This window comes from Vibrio sp. MarTm2 (assembly GCF_027587055.1).
Taxonomy (GTDB): domain Bacteria; phylum Pseudomonadota; class Gammaproteobacteria; order Enterobacterales; family Vibrionaceae; genus Vibrio; species Vibrio sinaloensis_D.
Map to the genome: position 1 here is coordinate 534866 of NZ_JAPPTK010000003.1, position 11989 is coordinate 546854.

Sequence of the window (11989 nt, forward strand, 5' to 3'; positions counted from 1 at the left end):
CTCTGAAAAGTGGGCTATCGTAATTCTATGCTGAAGGGCTATGATGCAATCGAAACGTTTCGATGAGATTTGTATCAATAATAATTTGCATAGAAGCCGACAGACTTTATTTAGTTTGATCGTGTATTCGATAGGTCAATGAGATGAAAAAAAGTACCCTAATCAACGCTGAGCTTTCTTACCTAGTGGCCACACTAGGTCATACCGATGAAATCACGATTTGTGATGCTGGCTTACCAATTTCTGACGACGTTCAGCGCATTGATCTTGCTCTTACTCACGGCGTCCCGAGCTTTCTTGAAACGGTCAAAGTAATGCTCAGCGAATCTCAGGTAGAGGGCATTATTCTTGCCGACGAGTTTAAAGAGGTTAGCCCTGCCCATCATGACGCATTGATTGCTGAGATTTCAGCGGAGCAAGAGGCAAGCGGAAAAGCCATTTCGGTTACTTACCTTTCTCACGAGGCCTTTAAAGCGCGTACTTCGTCAAGCCGCGCGGTTGTACGTACCGGCGAGTGCACGCCGTATGCAAACGTGATTTTCCAAGCTGGTGTGGTTTTTTAAAGCCCGCCAATGATTGAGGACAGAGTATGACTCAAGCCATCTTACAACTGAGTGATATTGAGAAAGCTTTTCCGGGAGTAAAGGCGCTTGATAAAGCCAGCTTAAATGTTTACCCGGGACGCGTTATGGCGTTGATGGGAGAAAATGGCGCTGGTAAATCCACTCTGATGAAAGTCTTAACCGGCATCTACAGTAAAGATGCGGGTACGATTCACTATCAGGGACAAGCAGCCGCCTTTCATGGACCAAGAGACTCTCAAGAAGCGGGGATCAGTATTATTCACCAGGAGCTGAACCTGATTCCAGAGCTAACAATTGCGGAAAATATTTTCTTAGGTCGCGAATTTACAGGCGCATTGGGTCGTATCCAGTGGGAGACCATGTACGCGGAAGCCGATAAGTTACTTGCGCGCCTGAATGTTAAGCACAGCTCTAAAACCTTGCTTGGCGATTTGAGTCTCGGTGAGCAGCAAATGGTAGAGATTGCCAAAGCACTTTCGTTTAAGTCGAAAGTCATCATTATGGATGAGCCAACAGATGCGTTGACCGATACCGAGACCGAGTCGCTTTTCAAAGTGATTAACGAGTTGCGCGAACAAGATTGCGGCATTGTTTACATTTCGCATCGCCTAAAAGAAATCTTCGAAATCTGTGATGACATTACGGTACTTCGCGACGGTAAATTCATCGGTGAATGCCAAGTCGCAGAGACGGACGAAGACGGCTTGATTGAAATGATGGTCGGGCGAAAGTTAGACGAGCAATACCCACGCATTGATGTTCAGCACGGTGAGACCTGTTTGGAAGTTATCGGTCTGACTGGCTCGGGCGTTCACGATGTCAGTTTCACACTTAAACGAGGAGAAATTCTTGGCGTGTCGGGCTTAATGGGCGCGGGTCGTACTGAGCTGATGAAAGTGATCTACGGAGCCTTGCCCAGTGAGCGTGGTGTGATCAACTTGAACAACAAAACCATTAACCCTGTGAGCCCCCAAGATGGTCTTGCGAATGGCATTGCCTACATCTCTGAAGACCGTAAAGGCGATGGTTTGGTGCTTGGCTTATCGGTGAAAGAGAACATGTCTTTGTGTTCATTGGATAAGTTAACGCAAGGTGGTCGAATCCAACACAGCGAAGAAGTGATCGCGGTGGAAGACTTCATCAAGCTGTTCAATATCAAAACCCCAACCCGTGACCAAATCATTGGCAACCTATCTGGTGGTAATCAACAGAAAGTGGCGATTGCGAAAGGGTTAATGACCAAGCCTAAGGTACTGATTCTTGATGAACCAACTCGCGGTGTCGATGTCGGTGCCAAAAAAGAGATCTACCAGCTGATCAACAAATTCAAAGCAGATGGCATGAGTATCATTCTTGTCTCTTCAGAAATGCCAGAGGTTCTGGGAATGAGTGACCGCATCATGGTGATGCATGAAGGTCGTATCAGCGGTGAGTTTGATGCCAAAGAGGCTTACCAAGAAAAACTATTAGCGTGTGCCGTTGGCAAAAAGATTAACGAGGAAGCAGCATGAGTACCAATACCATGAGCAAACCAAATGAAACAGGCGGCAAAAAGCTATTGAGCAAAGAGTGGCTGATTGAACAGAAATCTCTAATCGCTCTACTCTTTTTAATTGTTGTCGTCTCGTTCCTTAACCCTAACTTTTTTACCGTAGACAACATTCTTAACATACTGCGTCAAACGTCAGTCAACGCGATTATCGCCGTGGGGATGACGTTGGTTATCTTAACGGCGGGTATCGATTTGAGCGTCGGCTCGGTGCTTGCCCTCTGTGGAGCATTTGCCGCCAGCTTAATCGCTATGGAAGTGCCAGTGCTCATCGCGGTTCCTACTGCGCTTGTCGCGGGTGCGGCGCTTGGGGCGATCAGTGGCATCATCATCGCTAAAGGCAAGGTGCAAGCGTTTATCGCAACGCTGGTGACCATGACATTGCTTCGCGGTGTAACCATGGTGTATACAGACGGTCGACCAATTTCTACAGGTTTTACCGATACAGCGGATGCATTCGCTTGGTTTGGTACGGGCTACGCGTTAGGCATTCCCGTTCCAGTATGGCTAATGGTGATCGTATTTGCTGCGGCTTGGTTCCTGCTTAACCACACTCGCTTTGGTCGTTACGTTTACGCTTTAGGCGGCAATGAGTCTGCAACACGCCTATCAGGCATCAATGTTGACCGAGTAAAAATCGGCGTGTACGCCATCTGCGGTCTGCTTGCAGCGCTGGCTGGCATCATCATTACCTCTCGTCTTTCTTCTGCTCAGCCGACCGCTGGTATGGGGTATGAGTTGGATGCTATTGCCGCGGTAGTACTTGGTGGAACAAGCTTGATGGGCGGTAAAGGTCGCATTATGGGTACGCTCATTGGTGCGCTCATCATCGGTTTCCTCAACAATGCGTTAAACCTACTGGACGTTTCCTCTTATTACCAAATGATCGCAAAAGCAGTGGTTATCCTTCTTGCGGTATTGGTTGACAACAAGAACAAGTAACACAACAGACCTATTCATAACAGGTTCGGAGGAAAGGACTCCGAACCACCACCCTACACAAGGACTAACACAATGAAAAAATTAGCAACGCTTATCTCTGCTGCACTTCTTTCTTCCACCGTTTCTGTTTCAGCGCAGGCGCAAGATACCATGGCGATCGTCCTGTCTACGCTAAACAACCCTTTCTTCGTTACGATGAAAGATGGCGCAGAAGCAAAGGCGAAAGAGTTGGGATATGACCTGATCGTGCTTGATTCGCAAAATGACCCGAGCAAAGAACTTTCTAACGTGGAAGATCTTACTATTCGCGGCGTAAAAGCGATTCTTATCAACCCGACAGATTCAGATGCAGTATCGAATGCGATTCGTATGGCAAACCGCTCAAACATTCCAGTGTTGACGCTAGACCGTGGCGCAAGTCGTGGTGAGGTCGTCAGCCACATTGCCTCTGACAACGTAGTCGGTGGTGAAATGGCGGGTCACTACATCATGGAAAAAGTGGGTGAAAAAGCGAAAGTGATTCAGCTTGAAGGTATTGCAGGGACGTCTGCCGCACGTGAGCGTGGTGAAGGCTTCATGAACGCCGTAAAAGGCAGTGAGATGGAACTGCTTGCTAGCCAGCCTGCGGATTTTGACCGTACTAAAGGTCTAAACGTAATGGAAAACTTGCTCGCAGCCAACCCAGACGTGCAAGCGGTATTTGCGCAAAATGATGAGATGGCGTTAGGTGCACTTCGTGCGGTACAGGCGTCAGGCAAAGATGTAATGATCGTAGGCTTTGACGGCACCGATGACGGCATCGCAGCGGTTAACCGTGGCAAATTGGCAGCGACAGTTGCTCAGCAGCCGGATCTGATTGGTTCACTGGGTATTGAAACGGCAGACAAAGTGCTTAAAGGCGGCTCTGTAGACGCTTACATTCCTGTACCACTTAAAGTGATCGCTAAGTAATCTGTTCGCCTTCCTCTTCTCTTTTATCTGTCGTAGGGGAGAGGAGGGCACTTAAGTTTGTGTTCTTGCGAGAGTACAAACTTATTATTCCTGTTCAAATAGATAAGGGCTCATTCGAGTCGAGGAAAACCGTATGAATAAGTTAGTGGTTTTAGGTAGTGTTAACGCTGACCATGTTCTTCAAGTGCCTTCTTTTCCACGTCCTGGCGAGACGCTCCACGGCCGCAACTATCAAGTGATTCCTGGCGGGAAAGGGGCGAATCAAGCGGTCGCGGCAGCACGACTGAATGCTGACACTGGGTTTATCGCTTGTGTGGGTGATGATGCGTTCGGCATTAACATTCGCGAAAATTTCAAAATGGACAACATCAATATCAATGGCGTCAAAATGCAGCCCAATTGCCCTACGGGGATCGCAATGATCCAAGTTGCGGACAGTGGTGAAAACAGTATTTGTATTTCCGCAGAGGCGAATGCCAAGCTGACAGCAGAATCGATTGAACCTGATTTGGAGCGAATTCGCCAAGCTAAGTACTTACTGATGCAACTTGAAACGCCAATGTGCGGCATTGAAAAGGCTGCGCGTGTCGCGAAAGAAGCGAAGACCAACGTGATCTTAAATCCTGCTCCGGCTCGTGAGTTGTCTGATGAACTGTTGGCTTGCGTCGATGTGATCACCCCAAATGAAACCGAAGCGGAAGTGCTAACAGGTATCACGGTTAACGATAACGAAACCGCGCAAGAGGCGGCGAATGCACTTCATAGTAAGGGCATTGAAATCGTAATGATTACTCTTGGCGCTAAAGGCGTGTGGTTGAGCCAAAATGGTCGTGGTGAGTTGATTCCGGGCTTTAAAGTAGAGGCTACCGATACCACGGCTGCTGGTGATACGTTTAATGGGGCATTGGTCACTGGTCTATTGGAAGATTTACCTCTAGAATCAGCCATCAAGTTTGCTCATGCGGCGGCCGCAATCTCTGTAACAAGATTTGGTGCTCAGACTTCAATTCCAACGCGTGGCGAAGTCGATGCTTTTCTCGCTGAGCGCCATTAATTAAGGGCAATTGCCCAAGCCTATCGACGGAGAGGATTACATGGCTACAATGAAAGATATCGCGAAGTTGGCAGGAGTATCGACGTCGACCGTTAGCCACGTCATCAACAAATCGCGATTCGTCAGTGAAGAAATCTCAGAACGCGTCAACAAGGCGGCGACTGAGCTCAACTATACCCCCTCGGCACTGGCTCGAAGCCTGAAAGTGAACCGGACTAAAACCATTGGCATGTTGGTGACCACCTCAACCAATCCGTTTTTTGGTGAAGTCGTAAAAGGGGTAGAGCGAAGCTGCTATCAACAAGGCTATAACTTAATACTGTGTAATACCGAAGGTGACAATGCGCGTATGCGTGAATCGATCAACACGCTACTACAAAAGCGGGTCGATGGGCTGATTTTGATGTGTTCCTCGTTAGAAGGGGAGCGCATTGATGTGTTCGAGAAGTACTCAGATATCCCTGTGGTGGTCATGGACTGGGGCCCGATGTTATTTACTAGCGATAAAATTCAAGATAACTCGCTCCGCGGAGGCTACATTGCGGCGAAACACCTGATTGATGTCGGACACAAATCGATTGGTTGTATTACGGGGCCTCTAATTAAACATCAGGCTCAAATGCGTTATGAAGGATACAAACGCGCGCTAAATGAAGCAGAGTTGGATTTTAACCCCAACTGGATTGTGGAATCTGACTTTGAATGTGAAGGTGGCTTTGACGCATTCAACCAAATGTTTGCCAAAGGGGAACTGCCTAGCGCGATATTTGTGTCAAATGACATGATGGCAATGGGCGTGATCAATGCCGCCCACGAGAAAGGCATTCGAATCCCCGAGGATTTGTCGATCATTGGCTATGATGATATCCAAATCTCGAAATTTATGACTCCAGCACTCACCACCATTCACCAACCCAAATACCGTCTCGGTAAGGCGGCGGTTGAGGCGTTATTACAACGTTTAAACAACAGCTATTTGGACCCTCAGGTAGTACAACTTGAGCCAAGTTTAGTGGAGCGGCAATCGGTCTCTGCACCCAAACAATCCTCGTGATTGTGGTTGGATTCTTGCCGTAGGTCACGTTGCAATGTGAGTTAACATATTGGTTATAAAGAGTGAGCAACTTCTATAGCATGTGCTAAACCTAACTTAGTAGGAAGGATAAGTGGGTAACGCAATGGATTTGTTTGCCGATCATCGAGAAAAAAACGCGTCGAGTGAGCAAAAATCAGCTCAGTCACTATGGGAGCGAGAAAAATGGAAAGTGCTGCTGGTGGATGATGATGAACAAATGCATCAGGTCACGCGTTTGGCACTTTCCGGTTTTGAGTTTGATGGCAAGCAACTGGAGTTGATCTCTGCCTATTCTGGTCACCAAGCGCAACAGATATGCCGTGAGGAAACGGATCTAGCTCTTGCTCTGGTCGATGTTGTTATGGAGACGGAGCACGCAGGGCTAGAGCTGGTTCGTTATATTCGAGATGAGCTACAAAATAGAGTCATTCGATTAGTGCTTCGCACTGGGCAAGCTGGGCAAGCTCCGGAAGATACCGTCATTCGTGAATATGAAATTGACGACTACAAAGAAAAAACCGAACTGACAACCCAAAAACTAAAAACCGTCCTGTATTCTATGCTGCGCGCCTATCGCGACCTCAAACTCATTGAGGCGCAAAAAAATGGCTTACGTAAAGTGATTGAATCTTCTGCTAAAGTGCAAAATACCACTACGCTTCAAGCGTATGCCAGTTCTGTTTTAGAGCAGTTAACGTCCTTACTGCAGCTCGAAGAATCTGCATTTTATTGCGTGGTGAAGCCTCGTGCTCACGGTGAAGAATCACGTTCCATGACGCTAGCAGCCTCGGGCGACTACGTGGACTGTTACAGCGAATGTATGTTCGAAAAGTTGCCTCAGGAGGTAGCAGACCGATGCAAAGAAGCGCTAGAGGAACGACGTTCTAAAAATTTTGATGATGCTTTTGTTTTGTTTGCCCATGATCATCAAGGCGTCGACAGCATTCTCTATGTGAACTACAACCGAAACCTCGACGAGTTAGATGTCCAATTATTGGAGATCTACATGCACAACATTGGCCTAACCTTTGAAAATCTCAGCCTACTTCTCGACATCAAAGAAACATCAAAAGAGCTAGTGTACAACTTGGCCAACGCAGTAGAAGCGCGCAGTAAAGAAACGGGCGCGCATGTTCAAAGGGTTGCTCTTATCTGTGAGCGACTCGGCCAGTTGTATGGCCTCGATGACGATCAGGTGACGATGCTTAAACTTGCCGCACCTTTACATGATGTGGGTAAAGTCGCCGTCCCGGACTCGATTTTACACAAACCCGGTAAACTCACGCCTGAAGAGTGGGAAGTGATGAAAAAGCACGTCGATTATGGGGTCGATATATTGAGTAAATCGAAACGTCGATTGATTGCCGTTGCCAAAGAAATCGCGGGTCATCATCACGAAAAATGGGATGGCAGCGGTTACCCAAATGGTCTTGCTGGTGAGGCGATTCCTGTAAGTGGTCGAATTGCTGCATTAGCGGATGTGGTTGACGCTTTGGGATCAAAGCGCAGTTACAAAGAGCCTTGGAGCGAAGAAAAAATCCGAGAAGAAATTATTTCCCAGAGTGGCCTCCATTTCGAACCTAAACTCGTTGAGTTGATGCTGGACAATTGGCAAGACTTCATCGATATACGCAATTCTCTGCCTGATTAAGATCGCAGGCTCTGTGTCCAGAATAGGTGAGGTTCATTCACTTTCGTCGGGTTCGTAAGGTAAATCTTTGGGCAGAGTAATGATCATTTGAACCCCTTTGCCCACTTCAGAATCGAAACTGAGTTCACCTTTAAGTTTTTGCGAAATAAGGTTGAAGACTAAGTTCAAGCCTAGCCCTGAACCACCAGTTCCCCGCTTACTGGTGTAGAAGGGTTCAAATATTTTTTGATGCAGTGACTTGTCTACACCGCACCCATTATCCTTGTACTCAAAGATGATGTCATCGCCCTGTTGGTAATAGTGGATGTCAATTTGAGCGGCCTCTTGCTGCTCAAACGCATGGTTGACGCTGTTGAGGATGAGGTTTGAAATCACCTGCGTCAACACACCGGGAAGGCTGTTCATTTGTAGTTGCTGGTTACCACTTAGAATCGGCTCAACAGGAACTTTACGCGTTTCTGGGTGCAAGCTAGCGATCAGAGCGTCTAGCACATGGTGAATACGGAACTGGCTACGGCTTTCGGACACTTGATCCACCGCGGTTTGTTTGAAATCGCGAATCAGTTTCGCCGCTCGGTCTAAATTGGTTTCAAGCATGGAGCCGCCATCGGTTAAGCGCGTCATGACTTGCTCAAATTGGGTGCTAGTGAGAGTTTGGCTGCTGAATGCGGTATTGAGTTCGTTGGCAGCATCTCGAATGACCGACGTCGCGGTCACGGCAATTCCGAGTGGTGTGTTGACTTCGTGTGCGACGCCCGCGACTAAACCACCCAGCGCGGCAAGTTTCTCTCTTTCAACGAGTTGGTCTTGTGCTCGGTGTAACTGCTCCATGCTTTGCTTCAAATCGACCGTACGTTCGGCAACGGTATATTCAAGGTTTCGATTTAACTCTTGCAAATTGAGTTGGGCTAATTTGAGGTCCGTAATGTTAATGGTCGACACCCGAAAACCCAAAAACTTATCGCCATCAAAGTTTGCTCGTCCTTGAAACATGAAGTAGTGGGTGATGCAATTGAGAGTAATTTGTTGTTCGCATTTAGAAAAATCAGAATGCCTGAGCAGGTGGCGATGCAGTTCATGACACGTTTTCAATGCTTCTATGTTTGAGATAGTAGGCTTTTGTTCAATGTCGATTTGGAGTGCCACTTGCATTTGCTCAGAGCAATAGATCATTCGCCCTGTCTCGTCGGTTTCCCACAGCCAATCGGAAGAGACCATTGCAAAATCATTGAGCCTAATTTGCTCTTGGCGAATGTTTTGGTAGAGGAGTGATACATTGGTAGTGATTTTATTGGTTTCTTCGCCAAGCCAACTCAGCTCATCACCACGACTTGATACCCAAAATGAAGTGGGTAGTTCTAGTGGCTTTGCGGGATGACGAGGATTGTAGGTGCGAAGGTACTGCGCTATGGCAAAGATTCTTTGGTTGATGCTGCGATGAAAGACGATCAGCAAGATGGCGCAGACGACGAGCGTTCGGAACATATTGAGTAAAAGCGTGTAGATAAACTCGCGAATTAGGTAGTCGTAGACCTCGTTGGCATCGGACTCGACGTAGACTTGCCCAACTCGCTCAAGAACTGAAGAGTCAGGGTTTTTATGGAACAAAGGGTACTGCGACTGTATCGAGTTCTCTTGTATGCTTGTGCCCGCCTCAAACACGTACCCATCCGCGACGACTTTCAAGTAAGCGATTCGCGGCAAGTTCACCAAGCCATCAAGGCGTTGTTGCAACCCAACAAGGTCAAATGACCAAAGTGACGAAGCGAGAAGAGGGGCATGAATATCACGCACTTCAAGCTGACGTTGATCGATAGAATCAAACTGCTCTGAATACTCCCATGAGAGTTGCACTAGCGTCGTTAGCAACGTGATGGCGCCACTGAGCAGAATCATAATCAGAATAATACGTCGTCCAATTCGACTGTAAAATGGGTTATCTATACTCTCTTCAAACTGTTTGGTTCGGCTCATAATGATCTGCTGCAAAAGGACTATAAGTACCAGTATAGCTAGCTCTTTTTAATCAATGCGCGTTTTGGTTAGGTAAATACGCGTATGCTGACTAAACTGAAATGAAGTATTCAGTGGAGATCGCCTATGCGACCATGGTTATGCCTACTCTTTTTGTTGTCCTTCCCAGTTCTTGCGAACAAGGTGCTGCTGATTGAAAGTTACCATTCTGAGTACGCTTGGGATAAAAGCTATGTAGAGGGCATCAAGCAAACGTTGCAAGCGGGTATTGAGTTTGACTCGTTTCAAATGGATACCAAAAGAGTACCGCCAACTGACTATGAAAAAATGGCGGAGCTCGCTTTCGTCAAATACACCGAGTACAAACCGGATACCGTGATTCTGGGCGATGACAATGCGCTAAAGTACCTGTGGCCCAAACTCTATGATGAGCCCATCTCGGTGGTGTTTTTAGGCATCAACTCTAATCCTCGAGAGTTATTAAAGAGTTATCGAGGTCAAGCGCAAATTACAGGTGTATTAGAGCGACCATTGTTTGTTAAAACGATTGGTGAATTAAAGCGTCTGATACCCGGTGAGCAAATGAGTGTACGAATCATGTTTGACTCGGGGGTGACTTCACACATTGCTCGGCGGTACATCGAGCGCCAGTACTCCATGATTCACTCTAACCTCGGCGTGGATGTCGAGATTGTCAGCGCAAGGACACAAAATGCGTGGCAGGAGTCCATTTTAAGCGCGCCCGATGATGGGGTCTCTGTGGTGATTGTCGGCCTCTATCAAACTCTGGTTGATAGCGCGGGTGAAAACGTACCTGCAGACGAGGTCATCGTCTGGACGAACCAGAACTCTGCGATCCCAGTATTTGGCTTTTGGGATTTTGCTGTCGCAAATGATAAAGCCGCGGGTGGCGTGGTGCTGTTTGGCAAAAGTCAGGGCGTGACGGCAGGGCAATTGGTGAATAAAATAGTAAATGGCGAATCGGCTCGCAGTATACCGATTCAAATCGGAAATCAGGGAAACGCAATCTATTCGAAGGCGGCGATGGCAAAGTGGGGGTTGACGCCTCCAAGTCATTGGCAAGCGATTGATTAGAGTAATTCGGTGTTGAGTCAATCACAACAATGGGTAACCGTTGCAAATGAAATTTACAAATGACTTAATAGTAGTTACAAAGGTGTATACCCCGAAAGTTTAGCGTAGGCAAAAAGAAAATATGAGTGTATCAAGTAGTACGATACTCACGGAAAGTGGTACTAACGAGTTAGAAATTATCGAGTTTCATCTGGTCAAGCAGATGCCTGATGGCAGCAAGAAGACCTGTTATTACGGTATTAACGTTGCGAAAGTCCGTGAGGTAATTCAAGTACCGGAAACCACCGATTACCCCAATGCTCAGCCACATATGGTCGGGGTATTTTCGTCGCGTGATGTTCTTACTCCACTAGTCGACTTGGCGGGTTGGTTGGGGGTTCCTACCGATAAGGATGTGAGTCGCAAGTTTGTAATCGTCACAGACTTTAACAATATGACAAATGGTTTCCTGATTGACTCAATCAGTCGCATCCACCGTATTTCTTGGAATGACGTAGAGTCACCGAGCCAGTTCTTAGAAGCGGGCGAGCAGGATTGCGTGGTGGCGGTGGTGCGTAAAGATGGCAACCTGATCATGATATTGGATTTTGAAAAAATCATTGCCGACATCAACCCTGAACTTAGCATGGAAAAATACGATGTGAAGTTGGACAAGAGTGTCGACCTCAACCAGCGTATGGTGCAAAAACGTAATGCCAGAACCGTTATGGTGGTTGATGATTCAGCGTTTATTCGTTCAATGATTCAAGAAACGCTAAGTTCTTCTGGTTATAACATTATTGCGTGTAAAGACGGTGGCGAAGCACACGATAAACTGATGAACTTAATTGAAGTCGCTAAGGAAGAAAACCTACCGATCAGTGAGTTTATCGATGGTGTAGTAACCGACGTTGAAATGCCACGTATGGACGGTATGCACTTAGTGAAAAGATTGAGAGAAAGTGATGCATACGCTACGCTTCCGATCGTCATGTTCTCTTCATTGATGAGTGAAGATAACCGCGCGAAGGCATTAGCGTTAGGTGCCAATGATACAATTACCAAACCTGAGATTGGCCGTATGGTCACTTTGATGGATAAGTATATTTTCGGAAAGAGTAATTAAGACTATTAC

General features: G+C 47.0%; 10 protein-coding genes. 9 read left to right on the forward strand and 1 reads right to left on the reverse strand.

From position 1 onward, the window contains the following. Positions 1 to 143 precede the first annotated feature (143 nt). From rbsD to OH458_RS10075, 7 genes are all read left to right on the forward strand, one after another. The gene (gene rbsD, locus OH458_RS10045; protein WP_269978218.1) at positions 144 to 563 is read left to right on the forward strand and encodes a D-ribose pyranase; all 420 of its coding nucleotides are present in this window, start codon (positions 144 to 146) and stop codon (positions 561 to 563) included. 26 nt (positions 564 to 589) lie between these two features. Beyond that, on the forward strand, positions 590 to 2095 hold the full coding sequence (gene rbsA / locus OH458_RS10050; protein ID WP_269978219.1) for a ribose ABC transporter ATP-binding protein RbsA: 1506 nt from the start codon (positions 590 to 592) through the stop codon (positions 2093 to 2095). Further along, positions 2092 to 3075: a ribose ABC transporter permease gene (gene rbsC / locus OH458_RS10055; protein ID WP_005469899.1), complete on the forward strand. Its 984-nt coding sequence runs from the start codon at positions 2092 to 2094 to the stop codon at positions 3073 to 3075. Before rbsA ends, rbsC begins: the two co-directional genes overlap by 4 nt. A 72-nt stretch (positions 3076 to 3147) precedes the next feature. Continuing rightward, a complete protein-coding gene (gene rbsB, locus OH458_RS10060; RefSeq protein WP_005469673.1) occupies positions 3148 to 4026 on the forward strand; it encodes a ribose ABC transporter substrate-binding protein RbsB in 879 nt (292 codons plus the stop codon). Between the two features lie 133 nt (positions 4027 to 4159). Next, complete coding sequence (rbsK, locus tag OH458_RS10065) at positions 4160 to 5080, forward strand: ribokinase (RefSeq protein ID WP_269978220.1); 921 nt, start codon at positions 4160 to 4162, stop codon at positions 5078 to 5080. A 40-nt stretch (positions 5081 to 5120) separates the two neighbouring features. Continuing rightward, a complete protein-coding gene (locus OH458_RS10070; RefSeq protein WP_269978221.1) occupies positions 5121 to 6134 on the forward strand; it encodes a substrate-binding domain-containing protein in 1014 nt (337 codons plus the stop codon). A gap of 124 nt (positions 6135 to 6258) precedes the next feature. After that, positions 6259 to 7806: a response regulator gene (locus OH458_RS10075; RefSeq protein WP_269978278.1), complete on the forward strand. Its 1548-nt coding sequence runs from the start codon at positions 6259 to 6261 to the stop codon at positions 7804 to 7806. Positions 7807 to 7839: 33 nt separating this feature from the next. Here the strand turns inward: OH458_RS10075 and OH458_RS10080 are convergent, their stop codons facing one another. After that, positions 7840 to 9780 (reverse strand): sensor histidine kinase, encoded by a 1941-nt coding sequence (locus OH458_RS10080; protein ID WP_269978222.1) that lies wholly within the window; start codon positions 9778 to 9780, stop codon positions 7840 to 7842. A gap of 126 nt (positions 9781 to 9906) precedes the next feature. Here OH458_RS10080 and OH458_RS10085 point away from each other — a divergent pair, with 126 nt between their 5' ends. Next, entirely contained in the window at positions 9907 to 10875 is a 969-nt protein-coding gene (locus OH458_RS10085; protein ID WP_269978223.1) for an ABC transporter substrate-binding protein, read from the forward strand. A gap of 121 nt (positions 10876 to 10996) precedes the next feature. Continuing rightward, entirely contained in the window at positions 10997 to 11980 is a 984-nt protein-coding gene (locus tag OH458_RS10090; protein ID WP_269978224.1) for a chemotaxis protein, read from the forward strand. Positions 11981 to 11989: the final 9 nt, after the last annotated feature.

Coding starts and splice junctions, on each gene's coding strand:
- OH458_RS10075 (WP_269978278.1), top strand. CDS start 6,259: ATGGATTTGTTTGCCGATCATCGAGAAAAAAACGCGTCGAGTGAGCAA.
- rbsK (WP_269978220.1), top strand. CDS start 4,160: ATGAATAAGTTAGTGGTTTTAGGTAGTGTTAACGCTGACCATGTTCTT.
- rbsB (WP_005469673.1), top strand. CDS start 3,148: ATGAAAAAATTAGCAACGCTTATCTCTGCTGCACTTCTTTCTTCCACC.
- rbsC (WP_005469899.1), top strand. CDS start 2,092: ATGAGTACCAATACCATGAGCAAACCAAATGAAACAGGCGGCAAAAAG.
- OH458_RS10070 (WP_269978221.1), top strand. CDS start 5,121: ATGGCTACAATGAAAGATATCGCGAAGTTGGCAGGAGTATCGACGTCG.
- rbsD (WP_269978218.1), top strand. CDS start 144: ATGAAAAAAAGTACCCTAATCAACGCTGAGCTTTCTTACCTAGTGGCC.
- OH458_RS10080 (WP_269978222.1), bottom strand. CDS start 9,780: ATGAGCCGAACCAAACAGTTTGAAGAGAGTATAGATAACCCATTTTAC.
- OH458_RS10090 (WP_269978224.1), top strand. CDS start 10,997: ATGAGTGTATCAAGTAGTACGATACTCACGGAAAGTGGTACTAACGAG.
- OH458_RS10085 (WP_269978223.1), top strand. CDS start 9,907: ATGCGACCATGGTTATGCCTACTCTTTTTGTTGTCCTTCCCAGTTCTT.
- rbsA (WP_269978219.1), top strand. CDS start 590: ATGACTCAAGCCATCTTACAACTGAGTGATATTGAGAAAGCTTTTCCG.